Raw genomic sequence first — 22,874 nt, 5'->3', positions numbered from 1 at the left:
AATCTGCCTTAAACGCTTTGTTATGTGTTTTTTTCACAAATGCCAATAAAGGACTTATTCGTAGTTCCATATGCTTTTTTCACATACATTCGAATTTCATGCTCCTCGATTGAACTTAAACTGTGGAGATGTTCAAAAAACTCATACTCTTCAATTAACAGCTTAAACTTCGTATTACCCAAGTCGCTGATACAGTTGTAAAATAACAAACCTAATTCATAGTCCGACATTTGAGCTCTAATCAAATTCGAATAGAACTTTTTGTCTTCCACTGTTGACTGATCGACATACTTTAAAATTTGGTAAATATTTCGAAAGTAATGACCAACCAAATGCCCATAAACCCGATGAAACTTTAAATAGTGCCCGTTTAAGTCATCACTAAAGTCTTCACTATCACCAAATTGATGATAATACTCAAGTTCATAATCTTGGCTTACAAATTTTTCATTAAATAGAATACTAAAAACATCACGACCATGAACCAACTTTCGATTTGTACTGAAACCTGTTTCTATTTGCAATGATTGAACAATTTCATTATGCAGTTGGAGTAATTGAAAGAATGTTGTCTCAAACACTTGCTTATTCATAGCTTTGGTTTGAAGTTCAAACTCTTCTTTTTGTGCCTTTATTTCAGCTCTAGTTTCTCTCAATTCTTGAGACTGTAGAAATATAGATGTAATAATGCCAGCAAAGGCTAAACCTGAAAACAAAGTATTTAGTGAACCATAGGAATCACCAAACATCGCCCTTTTGCTCACTTCCGACACGTCATTACTAAATATCATTTGTATCCACATTGGATACTGATACCAGGCAATAACGATCGAAAAAACAAGAACAATAATCGCTATAATTGATTTTTTCATATCACCTCATAAAACACATAACGCCTTGTTAAGAGGTGAGCAACGCAATACCGATGCCGCCGCATACCGCCTTAATCACTTAAAGCAACGCATACTGAAAATGCCACGCGTTGCGAATCCCACTTGAACAATTTGTTATGCGTGTTGTTCCAGTGATTTTGTCATTGGAATACAATCCAAACTAATACCTCTTGGTGAATGGTAAGTAGATACTTTATCTCCCATAAATCCAAAGGAGCGATAGAAAGGTGCAGCATTTAAAGTTGATTCTAATTTTAGTGAGCACAAACCATTTTCTTTGGCCAAGCTTTCTAGAAAATTCAGCATTTTTTTGGCCGCACCGACTCCAAAGTATTCGGGTGCTACAAAAATAGCGTCTACCATACCGGTTTCGATATTAAGCTTACCACTGCCAATTACTTGACCATCAGTTTCAGAAACGTAAAAAGTATTAATTACATCTTGAACAAAGCCATCCGAAACTCCACCAAGCGTCCACAAGGAGAGTTGTTCTTTCGTATAATGGGTTGCACATTTGTCTAAAATAGCGCGTCTTCTTAATTCATAAATTATGTGAACATCAGCTTCAGTAGCTTTTCTAATTACGATCAAAATAACTCCTACGATGCTTTACGCATAACGCCTTGCTAAGTTGCAGTTAACGAACACTACACCCAAGCAAAGCCACGTAATCACTGAACTCAAACAAACCAAAATCGCCGAGCGTTAGCTGTCTGCTTGAGCAATTTGTTAGCTGCTAGCTCGGCTGCTTGAGAAAGACCTTTACATTATTTGGTATCTGATACCAATCCAGTTTTTCACTAACCCAAACATGCGCTTGAGGTTCGAAAATATCAGCTGAAGATGGATCAATTGGTTTTAGCTTCAACTTAACTGTTTCCGGTGCATCTGGGTTAAAGTGATAAATTCTGTTTCCACAACTTGCACAGAACATTGCACAGTTTCTATTACCACTATCAGCTAAGCGCTCCCAGCTTCTCAGTTGACCCGAAAACTCTATTTCAGATACATCAACAACCGCAGTGATACTAAATGGACTAGTAGATAGCTTTTGACACTCTGTACAGTGGCAAGCAAAGACCATTAATGGTTTTTCATGTAATTCATAGGTAACTTGTCCGCACTGACATGCTCCTTGAAGTGGATAATCCATTTGTTCCTCCTTTGAACATGGATGGCAGCTAACGCCTTGTTAAGCGGCAGCTAACTACCACCACACTCAAGCAAAGCCACGTAATCACTAAACTCAACCAAACCAAAATCGCCAAACGTTAGCTGTCTGCTTGAACAAATTGTTAGGTCACTGGCGCTGCAAATGTTCTAAAATTTGACGGCTATTATCAGCATTATCTACTGTAGCTCTAACCACTTGAGCTGTTGCAACTAAGAACAACCCAGAAACCATTGTTCCTGCACCCGGAGCTATTGCACTTAGGAATAACCAAAAGTTCACACCATATCGACCCCCCAACATACCTAAGCTCAACAATAAAACTATTATTCCGACTGCAAATACAGTCCAGCCGATGACACTGATCAAAGACGATATTAATTTTGCTGTTGAGTAATTAGAATCTGGGTTATTAACCGTTTTTTTTCTGGTCAACGCAGCAATAGCAGCTTCTTTACTATTCGCTTGTATAGCGTTGTTTACTATAACAAAACCCTCATTTTCAAGTGCTCTTATCTCATCTCCCGCGTCATCAGATACAATATTTACAGCCACTCTAATTCCAGACTTTTCTAATACAACGTAAGTATTCATCTTTCTGTCTCTCCTTATACTAATGATGTGACCTAACGCTTTGCTAAACGGCGCTTACGACCAACCTTACCAAGTACTCTGAACTTCAAACCAAAAGTGACGAACGTTACGCGTCCGTTTGAGCAATTTGTTATATGAACGAGTAACTCTAAGCTAACTCACATGCATTTACGAAGTTCAAAGTGCCGCTATGGCGGACAACTACCACCGCGTTGCTTCCTAGTATGACAATGATATTCGCCAGTTTTTCGATTGTAATGGCAACCACAGCTATCCGTTCCACCACTATGAGACAACTCAACTTTACCAACAAGACTTACTGGCTGTGCATATAGAGTTCCTGTAAAGATAGCTACCAGCATCATAAGACAATATTTCATAAACTAATCTTCCACTTCTTCCATTAGTGAATGATTAGTCTAAAGAAGTTCTAAGACTAAAAGAGTGATATTACTCGCAAATAATATGCAACTTGTAACATTATCATCTTAAGCTAATTACAAAGTCTATTAAGTTCATATAACGCTTTATAGACGGATTTAATCCACCTAACTTCCCCACACAATGCAAAACTTACCCCTAATTTTCAATCACCTACAACAAAAAATGCAAATACAGTTGCATATTAAACAGAAAAAGCGGAATTATTCCGCCTAATGTAGGTAAATACGGATTTCTAGTCCTGCTAAGTACGCGTGCATGGTTAGTGTCAGTCTTCGATTGTCTTAGTCCCGCACTGTTCGCAAATACAATGACGTGAGAAATCGTCCATCGAGGCCAGAAATGCGCCAAATGCCCAGCCTTTTAAAAAGCCAGTCAAAAACTCTTTGCGTTTACGCTTCTTGTCTTCTTTGAATGGGCTTTCTTTGCGTACCAATACGACGACGTGGTCAGTGTTTTTTCCGCAAACACTGCAATAACGGTTTTCTCTTTTTTCCATCACGGCTACCGCACTCTTTTTAGCAAGAGCAAGCTGTTGATTTTGTTAAAGTCTGTTAATGAGCGTTACTTTATGAAATTGTGGCGAAGGATACTGTTAACTTGGTTGCATAATTGATATGCAACCAATGTCGATTATTCGTACATAAGTGAGATGGGACTGATTTTAGCTAACGCTTTTCGCAGTCTTTCTTGTTTTTGATGAGATTAGTGAGTGCGGTGGCTTCGGTGCGTTCAGCGTCTTGGTAGGCTTCGAAAACGTCGCCGTTGTGGTAGCCCATAATGTGTAACGTGACTTGAATGATAAAAGTGAAGAAGCCGATAATCAGAGTCAGGAAAGGAACTACGCCAAATTGTTCAAACCACAATAGCGCAGCGGAAATCATAACGACAACCAATGCCGTTATGGCTTTGTTTTTACTAGACAGTGTCATACAACCACCACTCTACTTTTCGTCTGAGTTCATCCTAACGCCAATGCGTTGCACATAATTGGGGTGAGTTCACGAAGCCGAAATACAGAGTACGGAATAGGAATAACTGTGAGCTAAGCCGCTTTACAACATACTTTACAATCGAGGCTTTAAAATTAGGTTTAAAAGCGGCGCTGCTATTAGAGAATGGACACATCCTGCCAATTGCCATCAAGTAAGATACGCTGCTGTTGATACCCCGCTTCTAATAGGATTTCTCGACACTTCTCGTGATACACGCCTAAGTGATGAGGCGCGTGAGCGTCGGCGTTAATCTGTACTGGGATATTCTTTGATTTGGCATGCTTAAGTAGCCAAGGGGACGGATAAACATCGTCGGTTGCGCCGCGCAGCATACCGCCATAATTGACTTCCAATATCACGCCAGCCTTTGCAACTGCGTCTAGTGTGGCAATGGCGATCTCTTGGTACCAGCTATCTTGTTCGTCAAAGAAAGCGAGCGCTTTATTGTGCTTTTTGACCAAATCGTAATGACCCAAAATATCAAATCCACCAGCTTCGCATAACTCTCGAACGCGCTGGTAATAGACTTCAATCATCAAGCGCGCGCTGCCGTTGTGCACTTCATCCAACAACACTTTAAATTCATCGTGTGGGCCGTCGACACTAAGCATAGAATAACGCTCGTTTGGGGCGTCTAATGTATGAACCGAGCCAATCTTATAGTCGAGGGGATACGCGTCCCACTTCGTATCGCTTGGCGCAGTCAAACCGACTATAAAGTCGATTTCTAATCCTAAATACACGTCAATGTCAGAACGATCTTTTTGCTGTTTAATGTCGGCAACGTAGGCCTCTAGGTTTTCCGCTAACATGCAGAAATCGTTGCCGAAAGGCAAAGGAGCGTGAGAGCTAAAGCCCACCGATTTAAAACCAAGGGATACGGCTTTATCCACCATCTCTTTTGGTGTTCCTTTCCCATCACAATAGTGACAATGCATATGGTAATTGCTTAATAACATGGTTGACTCTCCAAACCCGTTAATCCTTATTTTAGCTATGGATATAGTAACCCTGGTTATCATCCAAGCAAGCGATAACTGCCTTGGTTTAGCGTTGATTTTGTAAAGTGGTGTGATGAGCCAGCACGCAAAAGTAAAGCCGCAGTGTAAACACCGCGGCTCTTATCTAACTGATTAGCAAGAAAGGATTAGAAGTACTGAGTACGCTCCGCTAAGCCGAATTGACGGCGGAAGCAGTTTTCACTCATTGGATTGTTGGAATATTTTCCTAACCCGGTTGTCCAGAGTTCTTCATCTTTCCCATCCATCTTTGTACCTTGAAGACAATGGAGCGAATGAATGAGCTCGTGAGCAAGTACGACATAAGGTTCCGCTTTTTCACCTTTGCGCGTCATCACCTGCACGTTAGTAAAATGCATATAACACACTGAGCCAGTGGCGTTGGTGGCTGCGGTTTGATTGACGGCGGAGTTATGACTACCACCAGCCATCCAGAACGGACAACCTTGGGGAGCAAACCTTGCTTGATTACTCGCAGTCATGCCCGTAACGTTTGCTTGACCATCGCTGTCATAGAGCACATCACGCTTAAAGCCACTTTGAGTGAAGTTAAGGTGTGTTGGCACACAAATAACGTTGATGTTGTTAGGAAACGACCCCCGCGCCGCAGGCTTAGCCGCTTGAATTTCAGAGAGCAGCGATTTGCCCGCTGATACTTGTTTAAGTTTTCTTAGGTTCTCTTCCATGATTGGTCGAAAAAAGGGATTTTTGCTTGGATCGTACTGAACAGCGAATCCGGGGAAGTTATTAAGTACTTGCGTAATTAATGCCATAGCTTACCTCTATTTGAATACTCGACTACTCACTCAATGTTCATCCTGAACCGATCATTGCGATGATCGTATTGAGTTAATACTTAGTGTAGTCACTATTCAGAGGTTGTAGGTATAAAATGGAATTTTTCGTGCTAGATCATGAAGATTGGTATATCGACAAGAGCCAGTGGCATTCTGGCTCCTATACGCTACTTCTGTTTGGGGCTAAGTTTACACAGCGACTTGGTTAGCAAATAGCGACGTTACGTAGCGGTAAGATTACATAGCGGCAAGCGCAACTTTTCTTTCCTTATTCACCACACAGAAGTTACCGCGCTTAGTACGACATTTTGAGCAGCGCTCACACTCTACTGGCGCTCGATCACCCTGTTTCCAACGCTTAACCAACTTAGGCTCTGACAACAATGGGCGTGAAAGTGCGAAGTACTCAATACCAGTATTTTCTGCAATGGATTCAATCGCAGCAATATCCGTCAAACCACCAACCGTAATCACAGGAATGTTCACTTCTTGGCTGATCGCATGACCGTATTCGTGAAAGTAGCCTTCCTCTTGAATGGTATAACCATCGTGAGTTTCGCCAACCATAGTGTTAGCTTTGCCGTGGATATTGCCCGAGATAACCAGCGCATCAACACCCATCGATTCAAGGGTTTTACATACCACTCGCGTTTCGTCGAACGTTAAACCGCCTTCAAAAAACTCAGTGGCTGTCAGTTTCACCAAAATCGGGAAGTCATCACCAACTTGCTCGCGGCACGCTTGATAGATTTCAACTAAGAATCGCATGCGGTTTTCTAAGCTACCGCCATATTCATCATCGCGACGGTTATAGTACGGGCTCAGGAACTGGTTAATCAGATAGGTATGCGCGGCATGCAGTTCTACCCCATCAAAGCCTGACTGTTTCGCTCTTAACGTTGCTTTAGCAAAGGCATCTACAATGTAGTCAATCTCTGCTTTGGTCATGGCTTTGCCTTGTGTTTGCGTACCCATTTCAGGGATATCACTCGGCGCAAAGATCACCCTTTCACCAACGTTAAACGTGGTTTTCGTGCCGCCGTAAGCCAACTGCATTACAATCTTCGAATCATGCTGATGAACCAAATCAGTCAGCTTTTGGTACTCGTCGATAAAAGAGTCATCGTACATCCCCATCATGCCTGCATTGGGTTTTTCTTCTTTTACGATGTTGGCATAGCCAGTCACAATTAGACCAACCTCACCTTGGGCAAGTTCTTCATAGATGGCGTAAAGCTTGTCAGTCATATGACCGTCTTCTGTCGCCATATTTTCCCAAGTTGCACTTCGCATGAAGCGGTTTTTCAGCACCAAATTGCCGATGCGACTCTCTGTGAACAAGTGGCTCAACTCCAATCTCCTCAATGTATTGTTATGCTTATTATTGGTATCAAAAGCGAGGCGCGATAATACAGAGAATGGACAACGCAAAACTTAATCTAGATTAATATATTGGCGTGCAATCAATGGAATGTTTGATTACTTCATTGGAATAGAAACTAGAAAAGTCAGCCAGCCATAAACAACGGCCTGACTGACTCATCATTTTGTGACACTGTCACTCTAAGCGCTAGTGCGATTTTCTGATTTGGAATCATCATCGTCTATCTGACAATGAGATATCCAACGTTCCAGCGACTCACCAAGTGCTTTTGCGTTAATAGGTTTAGAAATATAGTCATCCATCCCTGCTTCTAAGCATTTTTCGCGGTCGCCTTGCAGTGCGTTTGCCGTCATTGCAACAACAGGAATCGAATGGTTGATGTTGATATTTTTAGTATTTCTTATCTCTCTCGTTGCTTCATAGCCATCCATTTCTGGCATTTGGCAATCCATATAGACAAGGTCGTAGTTGGCAGGTGTTCTAAGAGCAGCTAGTGCCTCAAGTCCATTCTTAGCTTTATCGACTTTGATACCAAATTTCGACAGCAGCGATTGCAGCACGACTTGGTTAGTGGTGACATCATCCACAATAAGAATGCGCGCGTTGTATTGGGTTTTCTTCGCCGGCGTATGTCGTGTCACAAACGCTTCGCTTCTATCACTTCCCGACAATCCCGATACTTTTTCTAACACACTCAACAGGTCAGCTTGCTGCATCGGTTTGGTGAGGTAACCGCTAAAGCCTGCCTTCTGCATTTTCTTCGCATCGCCACGCTGCACTACCGATGAGAACATCACCAAGCGAGTATCATTGTAATCAGGGTTATCTTGGATTTGTTTGGCTAGCTCGACCCCGTCCATATTCGGCATTTGATAATCAAGAATCGCAATTGTGAAGAATTGCTGTTGTTTGTGGTTATCAGCTAAAACCCTCAACGCCTCTTCACCACTATTAGCTACCTGATATGGAATCTCCCAACGAGTGAAGATCTGCTCGAGTAAATTGCAGTTGGTATCGTTGTCATCCACCACTAAGATACGTTGTTTTTTCAGGTCTCCAGTAGGCAAATAGACCACGGACTGTTTAGATGAGTTTTCCAGACAAACTGTAAACCAAAATGTCGATCCTTTGCCCGTTTCACTGGTGACACCGATCTCGCCACCCATAATTTCCGTTAAGCGTTTGCTGATGGAAAGCCCCAAACCCGTCCCACCATATTTTCGAGTGGTTGAACTGTCTGCTTGCGAGAAACGCGAGAACAGCTTTTGTTGCTGCTCTTCACTAATGCCAATACCGGTATCGCGTATTTCGAATCTCAGCATACTGTCGGTGAGTCGTTTTTCTTCCACGGTCACGTACACCGCGACTTCTCCGTCTTCAGTAAACTTAATCGCATTACTGACCAAATTGTTGAGCACTTGGCGAATACGACCAGGGTCCCCTCGGTAAAAAAGATCCATCACCGGTGTAGCCGGACATACCAGCTGAATCCCCTTCTGCTCTGCCGCAAAATAGAGCATAGCCCCGACATCCTCGACCACTTCACCCAAGTCAAAATCAATCAACTCTAAGTCAATCTTACCTGCTTCTATTTTCGAGAAATCGAGTATGTCGTTAATAATAGAAAGCAATGATTCAGCGCTATTTTTGGTGGTTTCAGTCATTCGTATTTGCTGCTCGTCGAGCTTGGTATCAAGTAGCAAGTTAGTCATGCCTATAACACCATTCATTGGCGTTCTAATTTCATGACTCATGGTCGATAAGAACTCACTCTTCGCTTTGGCTGCAGCTTCTGCGCGGTCGCTTTCATCACGAAGCTTCTGGTTGTACTCCTTCATTTTTTGATCATTTTTCAATAAGTTGAACGCCATATCTCTAAAGCTCGATGTGAGCATAGCGAACTCGTCTCTTCCTTTTAAATGGCGGCTACGGTTGAGTGTTTCTAATCCATTTTGAAGTTGTCCTTTAGCAACGAGTTGGGTTGCACTCAGTAATGTATCCATACGTTGCTTAACACGTTTAGAGCTCCATGCCGCCACAAAAAGTGAGATCAGTGCTGCAAACAAGGTTCCAAAAAACAACACAAAGGAGGTTTGACTCGCGGACTTTGACGACTCCATACTGCGAATGGTGATAAGCTCTTGCTCTATTTGAATAAACGTTGCAAATTCCCCACGTATTTCATCAATAATACGTTTACCTTCTTTCTGTTGTGAAAGGTCTTCGATGCTGTCTTGCTTCGCTAGTCCGTTCTCCAACAAGCGTCTTTGAATAATGGCTTTATCTGCAATGTCTCTGAGCCAAGTATTATGCAAAGTATTGATTCTGGTGAGTCGTTCGACTTGAACGGGGTTATCACTCACCTGTTTAGACAAGGTAGTAATTTTTTTATCCCACACCTCTAACGATAAATGAAAAGGTTCAAGAAACACTTCGTCACCGGTGAGCAAAAAGCCTCGTTTACCCGTCTCCATATCCACCGTGAGGCTCAGCAGTTCCTGCGCGCGACCAATAGCTTTGTGTGTGTGCTCAACCCAACGAGCGTCCTCCTCCATAGATTGAGTGTTTTGAAACACGGCTACAGAAACGGCAAGCATCAACAAAACAGGCACAGAAAAGCTGAGTAATAGCTTCTTGGTAATTGAGATGTCATCGAACCATCGATTGAGACTCGGCATAATCAACCTATCGCTACTGAGGTAATTATCTTTAGTCTAGGATAGGAAAATTGGATTGTTAGAAAATCGAAAGGACTGTAATAACTAATCATCTGAATTAGCAAAAGAAAACAGAGTATCGCTACTCAGTTTTCTTGTTCTCTATCAGCAGGGTTTACTCGTCTTCAACAATACGAATCTCGATAGCAAAAATGCCATGCTGAGGTATCATTTCTTTATATTCATGGAAGCTGTATAACATTTCTATCCCTTCTTCAATGGTATTGCACAGCTTGGAGAGGACCTGCATACCTTCACTCGTCAATAGCGCTCTTGGATCGGGATATTGACGTACTTCGACTACTTCTACGATTAACGCATTTGGCTTAATGACATCCAAACCAACAAAAGGAGGGCCGGAAATCACCTGAAATGCGATTCTGTCTCCCGGCATTAGTTTGTCGTATTCAATCGCTTCATAGCTATTATTGGTTCGAATCTCTACTTTCTTAACACCAGAACGTATAGCGTCTAACGGTGCTTGATAAATCTCTAATGGGTATTCAGTCATCGGTCTCTCATACTGTCTTTTGGCCTTTAAACGTTAAGATAGAAGGTGTAATTATTTAAAGCCATCCTTCCTTAACAAGACATTTCTCAAATAAAGTCCAAACCAACCTTAAATCATAAACATTTATGATTTAAATCAAACACTAATCATCATTTCTGTCTAGCAGTCACATAGTTTTAGAAAATGATTAGGCGTAATCTAGATTGGTTAATTTGACATGATTTACACCGAATACATTCCGTGATTCGGCCCTTATGTTTTCGATTAAGACAAAGGAGTAGTTATGCGTTTTAAAACTGGTTTCATCAGACTGTTAGCCTGTAGTCTGTGCTTTATTCCAGTCATTAGTCAGGCCGCAGATACCGATACATTTGCTGGCCAATCAGGCACCATTAATATTGCTGGCGGCACCGCACATATTCCCGTAATGAAACTCGCATCGCGCGCGATTATGAAATCCAACCCTGATATTCGTATCACCATTGCTGGAGGTGGTTCTGGTGTTGGGGCACAGCAAGTTGCCAAAGGTTTGGTTGATATCGGCAACACCGGTCGCGCATTAAAACCTAGTGAAGCTGAGCAGGGTTTGGTCACCTTCCCTTTTGCGATAGATGGTGTGGCTATCATCATTAATCCAGAGAACCCCGTTAAAGATCTAACCCAACAGCAAGTTATCGACATTTATTCTGGAAAAATCACCAACTGGAAAGCGCTGGGTGGTGAAGACCGTTCTATTAACCTTTTTACCCGCGATGAAGCCAGTGGCACACGCGCGGTATTCTTTAAAAAGATGCTCAACAGTACTGCTATCGTAACGAACGCCAACGTTATCCCATCAAATGGTGCCATGAAAACCGCCATTGCCCGTGACCCTGGCGCCATTGGCTATAGCAGTGTTGGTTACATCGATGACACAGTGAAAGCCCCTGCGCTCGATGGTGTCCACCCAACCAACGAAGCTTGTGCATCTGGCGAATACAAAATCGTCCGCAAATTATATATGAACACCAAAGGTGAACCTCAAGGTTTAGTCAGCGAGTTTGTTGACTTTATTTATAGTCCTCAAGGCGCAGAGTACATCAGCGCATCTGGTTATATCCCATTAAGCAAGCGTTAACCATGCACCATTTGGTTGCACCAGAGCGGGTACTACTTTCCCTAGTGATGGTAGTGCTCGTTTTGATGTCATTATTGTTTGGTTTTCTGATTTGGTTTGCATTGCCTGTTGTTACTGACCCAAGCGTCGCTGTCTTTTCTCTTCAATGGCAACCTGATCAAGGACACTATGGCATTTTCCCAATGGTATTCGGCTCTGGTGTTCTTGCTATTACAGCCAGTTTAGTTGCCTTCCCTTTTGCTCTTGGCATTGCCAGTTTCTGCCAATATAGCCGTTACCAACCTATCGCTATTTGGATTCGCCGCTTAGTCAGGCTAATGGCTGGCATTCCGACTGTGGTCTACGGTTTAGCCGCGGTTTTCTTGTTGGTTCCATTATTAAGAGAGACCTTTCGTAGTGGTTCCGGCTTTTCCTTACTTGCTGTTATGTTGATGATGGTGCTGTTGATCTTACCCGTCATGATCATGATGTTGGACTCTCGGTTTCAATCCTTGACGCAGCAGTTGCGATTAACCTCTTGTTCACTTGGCATGACCGACAGTCAGATGATTGCCCACGTCATCGTACCAAACTCAATGCACGCCGTAGCAAGCGCCGCCTTGTTGGGGTTTAACCGAGCGATTGGAGACACTCTGTTACCACTGATGTTGGCAGGCAATGCGCCACAAATCACAGGAAGTATTTTAGATTCTGTTCGCACCCTCACCGCTCATATTGGCTTGGTTCTCGCCACCGAAAATAGCAGCGCTATGTACAATTCGTTATTTGCTGCGGGCCTACTTCTACTCACCATTAGCGTTTGCGTTACTGTACTGATTCGCAAACTGACTCACTCAACTGATAGAGGAATAAACGGATGAAAGCTCGCTTATTCCATCTCTGGAGTGTGCTGTGCACGTTACTGTTACTCGCGGCTTTGAGTGTTTTTATCGGCTTTATTATTTATCGCGGTGCACCAACGATAAGTACTGAGCTGTTTTTTGGTGATGCATTACCCATTGATGCCATGTTAGGTCGGGAACCTATCTGGGATGGTATATGGCCCGCATGCGTTGGCACACTGTCGGTCATCTTATTGGCGCTAACACTAGCCCTCTTGCCTGGACTCGCTACCGGAGTTTGGCTCGCGACGAGTAAAACTTCGTTGTTAAAACGTTGCCTTGCGATTGGCATCGATATTCTTGCAGGCATTCCGTCTATTTTGATGGGGCTATTTGGTTTTACTCTAATTCTCTCTTTGAGGCATTGGTTTTTACCCTCTGCCAATGCTTGTTTGCTGTTATCCGCTTTGTGCCTCGCCATGTTAATCATCCCTTATTTGGCCGTTGCTACACGAACGGCTTTACAAGCTCTTCCGTCATCACTCAACGTCACAGCTCTTTCTTTGGGGATGTCGCAATGGCAGGCGTTACGAACCGTTTTGTTACCACAAGCGAAAAGCGGCATTATCGGAGGCATTATGCTCGCCATAGGCAGAGCCGCCGAAGACACAGCAGTCATTATGTTAACTGGGGCAGTTGCCAACGCTGGATTGCCCGGTGGTATTTTTGAACGCTACGAAGCGCTACCTTTCACCATTTTTTACTACAGTGCGCAATATCAAAGTGAGACTGAACTACATATGGCGTTCGGTGCAGCGTTTACCTTACTTTGTCTAACTGCCAGCTTGTTTTCGTTAGCAGGACTCACTCAGCGTAAATCGATAAGGAGAGCCTAACATGAGCTTTCAACCCTCTTCACAGCTTGCTGGTTCAGTCTCAAATTTGACCATCGCCTTTGGCTCCAATCAAGTTGTCAGCAACGCCAATATGGATTTTTATCGGAACCAGATCCATGTGCTTACTGGAGCTTCTGGCTCTGGAAAAACCACTTTTTTACGCGCTCTGAATCGCCTCAATGACTGTTTTGCCGAGTGTAAAACTACAGGTGATATCAAACTTACACTCAATGATACTCAACATTGTGTTCAGAAAATGCCTGAACACCAACTTCCCCACCTTAGGCAAAAAGTCGGTATGGTATTTCAACATCCTCAACTGTTGCCGGGTTCAATTCTCGATAACCTGTTACTGCCATTGAGAGTAGTCAACTCAGTCACTGGACAAAAGGCACATCAAATCGCCCAAACCGCACTCAAACAAGCAGCTCTTTGGGAGGAAGTCAGTGATCGCTTGAGTGATCATGCTGCTTCGCTATCGGGAGGACAGCAGCAACGGCTTTGTTTGGCGAGAACGTTGGCTTTGGAGCCAGAAATTTTATTACTTGATGAGCCTAGCGCGTCATTAGATAAACACACGGCGCAGCAAATAGAGGCGTTGATTCTCGAATTAGCCAAGCGTTACACCATTATCATGGTGTCTCACTCAGCCAAACAAACGGAAAAGTTGGCTAACCGAGTTAGCCATTTTGAGTCAGGAAAAGTGTTTACACGTTAACCACATCGTCACGAAGTAAACTAATGTGTTGAGTAGAAATAAGGTATCGAATAAAAGTAAGGAAAAAAAACAGGCCGTAAAACAAACACGGCCTGAGTGGGTTAAGTTAAATCGTTTAAGCCGGAACTGCCTCAAAATCTAACGATACACAAGTTCCGCAATTTTCAGCCAGTACATCTAAGCTCTCATCAAGTGCACCGATATACGCTCTGCCACCAAACTCTGCGAAGTCCACAACCGCATCCACTTTTGGTCCCATGCTACCTGCTGGGAATTGGTATTGTTTCAACTCACTTGGGCCCACACTGCGTAGTGCTTGTTGGTTCTCTTTACCCCAGTTTAGGAACACAGCTGGTGCGTCAGTTAGGATAAGTAGCTTCTCTGCCCCTAGCTGTTTCGCTAACAAGGTTGCGGCTAAGTCTTTATCAATCACGCCTTCAACACCTTTGAAGCCAGATTCGCATTTACATACTGGGATACCACCGCCGCCACAAGCGATGACAACTTGTCCAGCTTCTAGCAAGGTATCAATAGAGTGTTTGTCGATGATGTTTTTCGGAAGTGGTGAAGGCACCACTCGACGCCAGTATTCTCCATCGCGCTTCATCGTCCATGCGTTCTTCTCGGCTAACGCGCGGCCTTCTGCTTCATCGTAAACTGGACCCACAAACTTAGTTGGATCAGAAATACTTGGGTCATCACAGTCGACTTCGATACGAGTCAGTAGCGTAGTCACGTCTCTTTCAGGCAATTTGTTTTGTAGCTCTTGAGCTAGCATGTAGCCGATCATGCCTTCACTTTCTGCGCCCAATACATCCAATGGATAAGGTGATACTTTGTCGTACGCTAGGTTTTGCAATGCTAACAGACCGACTTGAGGGCCATTACCGTGAACAATCACCACGCGGTATTCTTTGGCAATTTCAGCGATCGCTTTGGCGGCAATTTTGATGTTGTCGAGTTGGTTAGCGAAGCTTGGCTCATCGCCACGTCTTAATAGTGCGTTACCACCGAGGGCAACCACTACAGTGCTTTTGTTTGTTTTGCTTGCGTTCATAGGGACTCCTTGAAAGACGCCGATCATTCGCTGTGCTCGGCCTCCACATTCTGTATAAGTAATAAATCGTGTGTTATTTGAGTTGTTTCTGTCGTTATTCTGCTGAGAAAGGTTGACGGTGAATAAACTGCCCGTCCCCCGCTTCTCCGGTAAATTCACCATCGTACGCAACTAACTTACCTCGGCTGAACGTCATGAGTGGCCAACCTTGACACGCAATGGACTCGTAAGGCGTGTAGTCTGCATTGTCATGTAAGCTATCGTGTCTGATAGTTTGTTTCTTGTTCGGGTCAAACAACACCAAATCGGCATCCGCGCCACAGCCTAGATGGCCTTTTTGTGGATAGAGACCAAACAATTTGGCAGGCTCATAACTGGTTAGAGACACGAACTGATTGGGGGTAATTCGTCCGGCTATGACACCTTCTGAGAACATCAGAGGCATACGAGTTTCGACGCCAGGAATGCCGTTTGGTGTTTTGGTAAAATCTTTTGCGCCTAGCTGTTTTTGTTCTGCATACGTAAACGAGCAGTGATCAGTCGCGACAGTATCAATCGAACCGTCCGCTAAGCCTTTCCAGAGTTTTTCGCTTTCCGCTTTGTCTCTTAATGGTGGACTAAGCACGTATTTCAGCGCGTCTTCACGTTCGTAACGGTCATTGTTCAACACCAAGTATTGTGGGCAAGTTTCAACCCACACTGGCTGGTTGTTCTCTCTTGCGAGGCGGGTGTAATCCAGTCCTAGACCGTTAGAGAGATGGACGATGTAGAGCGGCGCAGAATCAGCTAGTTGGGCAAGGTTGATCACTCTTGCTATCGCTTCCGCTTCACATTCTAGTGGACGACTTAGCGCATGATATTTCGCTTCTACTTTGCCCTGCTCTATGAACTGTTTGCGTTTCAGTGACAGTGCTGCATCGTTCTCTGGGTGAACCGTTGTCAGTGCGCCAACTTTTTTCAATTGCGTTAACGCTTTAAGGACCGAACAATCATCCAGCTTGTAAGAGTAAGTTAGGTACAGTTTGAAGCTCGGAATACCGCGCTCATGTACCATGGCATGCATCTGTTCCAAAATCTGATCATCAATGTGCTGAATAACACCATGGAAACTGTAGTCAATGACCGCTTTATCAGCCGCGTAACCATGGTAAACATCCAGTTGATGGAACAAATCACAGCCTTTTGGACCAAAGCCCATATGATCGATGATCATCGTCGTGCCGCCACAAGCCGCCGCTCTGGTGCCAGTAAAAAAGTCATCACAGCTTCGAGTGATTCCTGCATCAATGTTGAAGTGGGTATGTACGTCAATACCGCCTGGCATGACGTACAACCCTGTTGCATCCACCACGCGAGTATCTTCACTCACGGGTTTTAGGTTTTCAGCGACTTGCTCAATCTTTCCATCAATGACCAAAACATCGGCTTTACGAATTTCAGCATGGTCAACCACAGTGCCATTTTGAATCAGCAATGGCGACGATGAATTATCGAGAAGGGATTCGATATTGTTGAATTGTTCAAAAGTCATAAGATCACCGGAAAGTTACATGTCGCATCAAGATAAAGGAGTCGCGATAAGCTGTGACGGAAAATCCCATCCTAGAGCGGACTCCGCCAACTTCAGGCAGACACAAGTTGGCACTCTAGGATGGAGAACGACGTGAGTCGTCACGCGCTAACTGCTACAACTCAATGTGTTAGCGCGTGGTACTACCCTATTGGTTGCGTTTTTTCTCTAGATACATTTGAGGGATAACCGCGTACATTGCTGCACAAGTCACCAAATGCTCTTTCCAAGTCTTTTCGTTTGGCGCATGAGCTTCTGGCTCTTTACCTGGGCCAAAGCCGATAACTGGAATGCCGTAACGACCCATGATAGATACGCCGTTAGTAGAGAACGTCCATTTGTCGACAAGTGGTTTTTTGTCGAATAGTAGCTCGTAAGATGCTTCTAGAGTCTTAGTTGCAATGTGGTCTTCGTCGATCTTCCATGCTGGGAAGTAGCACTCTGTTGGGTAGACCAAACCGGTGTATGCAGGACGGTCATAGTTGTACATAGTTACTTTCGCGCCATACTTCTGAACTGCAGGTAGGTTTTGAATCTCTTCGATTGCGCCTTCCCAAGTTTCACCCCAAGTGATACGTCTATCGATAGATACTGCACAGCTATCTGCTACCGCACAGCGGCTTGGAGAAGTAAAGAACACTTCAGACACAGTTAGCGTACCTTTACCCAAGAATGGGTCGTCGCCAAGGTTGCCAGCCAATTTCTCGATATCGTTAAGAATGTGGCCCATTTTGAATATAGCGTTATCACCACGCTCAGGTGCAGAGCCGTGGCAGCTGATACCAGACACGTCTACGCGGATTTCCATACGGCCACGTTGACCACGGTAAATTTGGCAATCAGTAGGCTCAGTAGACACAACGAATTCAGGGCGAATATCGCTTTCTTCAATGATGTACTGCCAGCATAGGCCGTCACAATCTTCTTCTTGAACCGTACCAGTCACAAGCAATGTGTACTCGTCTTCTAGGCCCAAGTCTTTGATGATCTTACCTGCATAAACCATAGACGCCATGCCGCCTTCTTGGTCTGATGCACCACGACCACCGATAACTTCATCATCTTCCATACCTTCGTATGGGTCAAAGTTCCAGTTGTCTAGGTTACCCACACCTACAGTATCGATGTGTGCGTCCATTGCGATCAATGTAGGACCGTTACCAATCCAGCCTAATACGTTACCCATCGGGTCGATGTCGACGCGGTCAAAACCTACTTTTTCCATTTCTTCTTTGATGCGAAGAACGACTTTTTCTTCGTCGCAACTTTCGCTTGGAATCGCAATCATATCGCGAAGGAAACGAGACATATCAGCTTTGTATTCTTGCGCTTTTTCCAATACGGTTGCAAAAGGGATACTTACAGTCATTGTTACTACTCCAAATTCTGTTCCCAATGGAGCCTTGCCCCACCAGGAATGTTAATGCTTGAAATTACTAATCTTTCTTTGTCACTTTTTTCTGCGTTGTTTTAGATTGTCGCGTGCTTACCTTGCCAAACGACTTCGCGATAGTGCACAGGATCTGTGTCGCCTTCGGTATTGATAACCAAAACAACAGAATCTTTATTAAGCGCTAAATGCTCTTTTAGGCTCTCTTTTTCACGGCTGTATTCCACCGCTGCCAATAGACCCAAACCAACCGCACCGGACTCACCAGAGATAACCGCAGGATCGCCACTTAGAGGGTTACCCAATACGCGCATACCAAACGCAGCTACACGGTCTTCGCAGGAAACAAACTGAGTGGCACAGTTTTTAAGCACTTCCCAACCCAATGGGTTTGGTTCGCCACAAGCTAGACCAACCATGATGGTGGCAAGATCGCCGTCTACGTTGACCATGTCGCCAGTCTCAGCAATACCTGAACGATAAATACAGTCTGCTTGGTTTGGTTCAACAACGACTGAGCGAAGCTGACCTGGGCCACAATATTCAGCCAGATAGCCCAATACGCCACCAGCCATTGCGCCTACACCCGCTTGTAAGAACACGTGCGTCGGTTTATCCAGACCTAGCTCAACCATTTGTTCAACGGCTTCCACTGCCAAGGTGCTATAACCTTGCATGATCCACGTTGGGATCTCGGTATAGCCTTCCCACGCCGTGTCTTGAACCACTTTCCAGCCATGCTCGTTAGCAGTTTTGATGGCTAGTCTTACGGTATCGTCGTAATTCATGTCAGTAACAATGCACTCTGCGCCAAGGGCACGAATGTTGTTAACGCGCTCATCAGCTGCGCCTTTTGGCATGTAGACAACTGCGTTTTGACCCAGTTGATTCGCCGCCCAAGCGACACCACGACCGTGGTTACCATCAGTAGCCGTTGCGAAGGTCATTTTGGTTTTGATTTGAGTTTTGAAAGTTTCGAAATTGAAACCGTCGATGTCCATCTTGTATTCATCACACAAGAGTCGTGCGATAGCGTAAACGCCGCCTAACATTTTGAATGCGTTTAGGTCAAAGCGATACGCTTCGTCTTTAACAAGAATGTTCTTCACACCAAACTCTTTTGCAAGGTGGGTTAGATTGTGAAGAGGTGTTGGTTGATAGCCATCTAATTGCAAATGAAATCGGCGCGCTTTTTCGGCTTCACTGATGGAAAACAGATCGGAGAGGCGTCCATTAAAATGCTGGTTATCGGCAATATGAATATTAAAATTCAACTTTGACATAGCGATACCTTATTTAATCCATTTACACGCTCGCCTTCGAAGGAATAAAGGCGAGGTGTAATATTACGGGAGTACTTTATTTAACTCTTTTTTCTGATTCGTTTAGTAGCTCATCAAGAACGCCTGCGACATCTTGATATTTTCTGTTCAGAATCATTGCCGCGATAATATACGGCTTCCAACTTGCTTCTTTATAAGTTGCAATGCGGTACTTCTCGAATACAGACTCTTCTACTTCACCTTCTTCACAAGACACGCCTGTGATATCTGCAGGTAGACAGTGCATGTACAACGCTTCACCGCCTTTAGTTAGCTTCATCATCTCTTCAGTACAGTGCCAGTCTTTGTGCTGTGCGTTTTGTGCCAAGCACGCTTTCTCTAGCTCTTTTAGTCCATCATGGTCATTAGCGCGTAGCAAGTCAGTACGCTCGCCCATAACTTTGTAAGGTGCCCAAGATTTTGGATAAACGATGTCTGCATCTTTGAATGCTTCTTCCATAGAAGTTACTTGAGTGAAGCTACCGCCAGACTCTTGTGCGTTTTTCTTCGCTTCTTCAACAACTTCAGGAATTAGGTCATAGCCTTCAGGGTGCGCTAGCACGACATCCATACCGAAACGGCTCATAAGACCGATGATGCCTTGTGGCACAGATAGAGGCTTACCGTAACTTGGCGAGTACGCCCAAGTCATCGCTATCTTCTTGCCTTTAAGTTGGTCTAAGCCACCGAAGTGCTCTTCTAACCATGCTAGGTCAGCCATAGACTGTGTTGGGTGGTCGATATCACACTGTAGGTTAACCAATGCTGGACGATGAGGAAGTACGCCTTCTTTAACACCATCATCTAACGCTTCACCTACTTCACGCATGTAAGCATTACCAGCGCCTAAGTACATGTCATCACGAATACCAATCGCATCAGCACAGAAAGAAATCATGTTCGCAGTTTCACGAACTGTCTCACCGTGAGCAATTTGAGATTTACCTTCATCAAGATCTTGTTGCGCTAGACCTAACATGTTGATAGCGGAAGCATAAGAAAAGCGAGTACGAGTCGAGTTGTCTCTAAATAAGGAAATGCCTAGGCCGTTTTTAAATACATTAGTGGCGATATTTTCACCACGCATGGTTTTTAGTACTTGTGCAGTTTTTAATACTCTTTCTAATTCTTCTGGGCTTTGCTCCCACGTTAATAGAAAGTCTTTATCGTGAAGTTTTGATTCTAGTTGAGAAATTTCTTTAATCAGTTCATTCATATTTTTCATTTGCTATCCCATTATCCATCTAGATTAACTATAAAAAATACAACTCAAGATAATATTCGCATGCTATTTATATTTAACAGGCTAACAAAGCGTATTTGCCCTCTTGTTTGTATTTGTATTTACTCCTAACTGGCCGATCGTCTGGCCTTCAGATTTCTGTCACTGGTTCTTATATTCCAAGTTCTGTGCCAATAATTCGTATCAAATAAAAAAGAATGAAATTTCTTTGAAAGCCCCGTCTTATAAGGGTTCGTCGTTTGACAATGGAAGGGATGAAAACGATGACAGTCTCAACTATCAGTCTGATTAGAGCACCGAAACCAAATTGATAGCGATAGTAAAAGGGTGAGTATCATATTGATATTGGGTGATAGACACTCTTCTCAGGGCGAGAAGAGTGTCTTAGAAGGGCTATTCTTTGCTAGCTTTTGACTTAGGAAGGATAAGGTTTAGCGTAACGGCAGCTAGGGTGCCCGTGGTGATGCCAGAGTGGAAAACAAGTTTTAAACTCTCTGGGAAATGACGCAGTAGATTAGGCTCGTAGGTAACCGCCAAACCTGATGCTAACGCCACACAAACCACGATCGCATTGCGTCGGGAATCAGTGGCTTTCATTAGCATTCGAATACCCGCGTAAGCAATCATACCGAACATAACGAAGCCAACCCCACCGAGCACAGGTTTTGGCACCGTCACCGCTAATGCTGCAAATTTAGGGAATAGACCACCAAGTACCAACAAACAGCCTGTCACTGCAACGACAAAGCGGCTAGCGACTCCACTAATACCAACGATACCAACGTTCTGACTGAAACTTGCTACTGGCATGGCTGAGAAGAACGAACCAAAGGTACTGCCTAAACCATCGGCCAACAGTCCTTTTTTCAAGTCATTCCCTTTCAGCTCAACACGACAGTTGCTCGCCAGTGCCATAAAGTCTCCTGTTGCTTCTGCAACTACCACCAAATAGACCAAACTCATGGTAATAATGGCTGGGATGGAAAAACTCATCCCAAAGTGCAGAGGCATAGGAGCTGCCACCCAATTCGCTTCGCCAATTTGAGTAACATCGACCATACCCAGTGGAATAGCCATCATATAACCTGCGGCTAACCCAATGATGATACTCGATGCGGCGACAACGCCTTTACAGAACACTGATACGCCTATCACCACGGCTAACGATGCGGCAGCCAAGAATATTTTCGGCAACGTCGCGAACTCTGGGTGACCTTGAGGAGCATCACCAATCCAGTTCATTGCTACAGGTAAAATGGTCAAACCAATCAAGGTTACAACCACACCACTAACAATGGTAGGAAATAGCTTGCGAATATGGCTCATATAAAAGCTTGAACCTACCACCAGAAATGACCCTACAAATGCGGCTCCAAGCACTGCATCCAACCCTTCGGTTTTGCCAATGGCGATAATGCTGCCAATAAAGGCAAAACTCGAACCCATAACGACAGGTAGCCGGATTCCGATCTGCTTAAAACCAATACATTGCACAATAGTGACCAAACCCGACACAAGCAATGACGCGCTGATTAGCGTGACAATGTCTTGAGGCGGCAAGCCAATCGCGCTCCCCGCTATAAGCGGCACTGCGACAATACCTCCTATTGATGCCAACATGTGCTGTACTGCGAGAAATAAGGTAACGCCATACGGGGGTTTTTCGTCTAGTTCATAGAGGAGTTCCATACTGCTTCCTTTTATAGGCTGTGCTCTACTTGAGATTGAGGAATGTTGCAAAACTCTGTGGCGCGCCTAATTGCTTCTACAATCGGCTGATAACCAGTGCATCGACACAGGTTGCCTTCCAGAGCATCACGAATTTCTTCTTCAGTCGGGTTTGGATAGCGTTTAAGCAACGCCCAAGCACTTATGATCATGCCTGGCGTGCAGAAACCACACTGTGTTCCTCCGGTGGTCAAAAACTCATCCATAAGAACCACTCCCAGTGGGTCCTTTCTTAACCCTTCAATGGTGACGATTTCACTGCCTTCGCACTGAATTGCCAGTGCCAGACAAGAACAAACCGGCTTGCCATCTTTAATCACGGTGCATGCACCGCACTCACCTACCGCACACCCTTCTTTCGTGCCAGTAAGTGACAATTGCTCTCTTAACATGTCGAGTAGCCGTGTATTACCCGTGACTTCGAGGTTATACACACCGCCATTCACCGTTAGCGATATTTGTTTTGTTTCTTTAACCATTGAAATGCACT

At 44.2% G+C, this 22,874-nt stretch carries 22 protein-coding genes and 1 pseudogene; 4 read left to right on the top strand and 19 right to left on the bottom strand.

Annotation, left to right across the window (positions count from 1 at the left end; all coding sequences use genetic code 11):
• Positions 1–20: 20 nt before the first annotated feature.
• From MMA19_RS01020 to MMA19_RS00965, 12 genes are all read right to left on the bottom strand, one after another.
• Positions 21–872, bottom strand: coding sequence for a putative phage abortive infection protein (locus MMA19_RS01020; RefSeq protein ID WP_240205264.1), 852 nt, complete (start codon positions 870–872; stop codon positions 21–23).
• Positions 873–1,007: 135 nt separating this feature from the next.
• Positions 1,008–1,484: a GNAT family N-acetyltransferase gene (locus tag MMA19_RS01015; RefSeq protein ID WP_240205263.1), complete on the bottom strand. Its 477-nt coding sequence runs from the start codon at positions 1,482–1,484 to the stop codon at positions 1,008–1,010.
• 145 nt (positions 1,485–1,629) lie between these two features.
• Positions 1,630–2,046 (bottom strand): GFA family protein, encoded by a 417-nt coding sequence (locus MMA19_RS01010; protein WP_240205262.1) that lies wholly within the window; start codon positions 2,044–2,046, stop codon positions 1,630–1,632.
• Positions 2,047–2,193: 147 nt separating this feature from the next.
• Positions 2,194–2,658: a hypothetical protein gene (locus tag MMA19_RS01005; protein ID WP_240205261.1), complete on the bottom strand. Its 465-nt coding sequence runs from the start codon at positions 2,656–2,658 to the stop codon at positions 2,194–2,196.
• A gap of 188 nt (positions 2,659–2,846) precedes the next feature.
• Complete coding sequence (locus tag MMA19_RS01000) at positions 2,847–3,038, bottom strand: YHYH domain-containing protein (protein ID WP_236109540.1); 192 nt, start codon at positions 3,036–3,038, stop codon at positions 2,847–2,849.
• Positions 3,039–3,367: 329 nt separating this feature from the next.
• Positions 3,368–3,598 carry a hypothetical protein gene (locus MMA19_RS00995; protein ID WP_006073518.1) on the bottom strand — a complete coding sequence of 77 codons (231 nt, stop codon included), beginning with the start codon at positions 3,596–3,598 and terminating at the stop codon, positions 3,368–3,370.
• A 169-nt stretch (positions 3,599–3,767) separates the two neighbouring features.
• Positions 3,768–4,031 (bottom strand): hypothetical protein, encoded by a 264-nt coding sequence (locus MMA19_RS00990; RefSeq protein WP_006073519.1) that lies wholly within the window; start codon positions 4,029–4,031, stop codon positions 3,768–3,770.
• 179 nt (positions 4,032–4,210) lie between these two features.
• The gene (locus MMA19_RS00985; RefSeq protein ID WP_240205260.1) at positions 4,211–5,053 is read right to left on the bottom strand and encodes a histidinol-phosphatase; all 843 of its coding nucleotides are present in this window, start codon (positions 5,051–5,053) and stop codon (positions 4,211–4,213) included.
• Positions 5,054–5,241: 188 nt separating this feature from the next.
• Positions 5,242–5,886, bottom strand: coding sequence for a M91 family zinc metallopeptidase (locus MMA19_RS00980; protein ID WP_006073522.1), 645 nt, complete (start codon positions 5,884–5,886; stop codon positions 5,242–5,244).
• Positions 5,887–6,147: 261 nt separating this feature from the next.
• Positions 6,148–7,260: an NADH:flavin oxidoreductase gene (locus tag MMA19_RS00975; protein ID WP_240205259.1), complete on the bottom strand. Its 1,113-nt coding sequence runs from the start codon at positions 7,258–7,260 to the stop codon at positions 6,148–6,150.
• Between the two features lie 213 nt (positions 7,261–7,473).
• Positions 7,474–9,972 carry a response regulator gene (locus MMA19_RS00970; protein WP_240205258.1) on the bottom strand — a complete coding sequence of 833 codons (2,499 nt, stop codon included), beginning with the start codon at positions 9,970–9,972 and terminating at the stop codon, positions 7,474–7,476.
• Positions 9,973–10,126: 154 nt separating this feature from the next.
• Positions 10,127–10,522, bottom strand: coding sequence for a hypothetical protein (locus MMA19_RS00965; protein WP_240205257.1), 396 nt, complete (start codon positions 10,520–10,522; stop codon positions 10,127–10,129).
• A gap of 283 nt (positions 10,523–10,805) precedes the next feature.
• Here MMA19_RS00965 and MMA19_RS00960 point away from each other — a divergent pair, with 283 nt between their 5' ends.
• Genes MMA19_RS00960 through MMA19_RS00945 form a run of 4 tightly spaced genes read left to right on the top strand, consistent with a single transcriptional unit; the run spans position 10,806 to position 14,074 of the window.
• Positions 10,806–11,639 carry a phosphate ABC transporter substrate-binding protein gene (locus MMA19_RS00960; protein ID WP_240205256.1) on the top strand — a complete coding sequence of 278 codons (834 nt, stop codon included), beginning with the start codon at positions 10,806–10,808 and terminating at the stop codon, positions 11,637–11,639.
• Positions 11,640–11,641: 2 nt separating this feature from the next.
• Positions 11,642–12,499: an ABC transporter permease subunit gene (locus tag MMA19_RS00955; RefSeq protein ID WP_240205255.1), complete on the top strand. Its 858-nt coding sequence runs from the start codon at positions 11,642–11,644 to the stop codon at positions 12,497–12,499.
• Positions 12,496–13,356, top strand: a complete 861-nt coding sequence (locus MMA19_RS00950; protein WP_240205254.1) for an ABC transporter permease subunit — start codon at positions 12,496–12,498, stop codon at positions 13,354–13,356. Before MMA19_RS00955 ends, MMA19_RS00950 begins: the two co-directional genes overlap by 4 nt.
• Position 13,357: 1 nt before the next feature.
• Entirely contained in the window at positions 13,358–14,074 is a 717-nt protein-coding gene (locus tag MMA19_RS00945) for a phosphate ABC transporter ATP-binding protein (protein ID WP_240205253.1), read from the top strand.
• 115 nt (positions 14,075–14,189) lie between these two features.
• Here the strand turns inward: MMA19_RS00945 and arcC are convergent, their stop codons facing one another.
• The 7 genes and pseudogenes from arcC to MMA19_RS00910 all read right to left on the bottom strand — a co-directional run bounded on the left by arcC (position 14,190) and on the right by MMA19_RS00910 (position 22,863).
• Positions 14,190–15,131 carry a carbamate kinase gene (arcC, locus tag MMA19_RS00940; RefSeq protein ID WP_006073540.1) on the bottom strand — a complete coding sequence of 314 codons (942 nt, stop codon included), beginning with the start codon at positions 15,129–15,131 and terminating at the stop codon, positions 14,190–14,192.
• 94 nt (positions 15,132–15,225) lie between these two features.
• On the bottom strand, positions 15,226–16,662 hold the full coding sequence (hydA, locus tag MMA19_RS00935; protein WP_240205252.1) for a dihydropyrimidinase: 1,437 nt from the start codon (positions 16,660–16,662) through the stop codon (positions 15,226–15,228).
• Positions 16,663–16,849: 187 nt separating this feature from the next.
• Complete coding sequence (locus MMA19_RS00930) at positions 16,850–18,070, bottom strand: YgeY family selenium metabolism-linked hydrolase (RefSeq protein ID WP_240205251.1); 1,221 nt, start codon at positions 18,068–18,070, stop codon at positions 16,850–16,852.
• A 101-nt stretch (positions 18,071–18,171) separates the two neighbouring features.
• Positions 18,172–19,374 carry a diaminopropionate ammonia-lyase gene (dpaL, locus tag MMA19_RS00925; RefSeq protein ID WP_240205250.1) on the bottom strand — a complete coding sequence of 401 codons (1,203 nt, stop codon included), beginning with the start codon at positions 19,372–19,374 and terminating at the stop codon, positions 18,172–18,174.
• A gap of 76 nt (positions 19,375–19,450) precedes the next feature.
• Complete coding sequence (gene ygeW, locus MMA19_RS00920) at positions 19,451–20,638, bottom strand: knotted carbamoyltransferase YgeW (protein ID WP_006073548.1); 1,188 nt, start codon at positions 20,636–20,638, stop codon at positions 19,451–19,453.
• A 414-nt stretch (positions 20,639–21,052) separates the two neighbouring features.
• Positions 21,053–22,345: pseudogene (locus MMA19_RS00915) on the bottom strand (nucleobase:cation symporter-2 family protein); the annotation flags it as partial.
• 11 nt (positions 22,346–22,356) lie between these two features.
• Positions 22,357–22,863 carry a (2Fe-2S)-binding protein gene (locus tag MMA19_RS00910; protein WP_006073551.1) on the bottom strand — a complete coding sequence of 169 codons (507 nt, stop codon included), beginning with the start codon at positions 22,861–22,863 and terminating at the stop codon, positions 22,357–22,359.
• Positions 22,864–22,874: the final 11 nt, after the last annotated feature.

This window comes from Vibrio sp. CyArs1, from assembly GCF_022432925.1.
GTDB classification, from domain to species: Bacteria; Pseudomonadota; Gammaproteobacteria; order Enterobacterales; family Vibrionaceae; genus Vibrio; species Vibrio mediterranei.
Note: the sequence above shows the minus strand (reverse complement) of the source record. Positions and strands in the feature narration are given on the sequence as shown.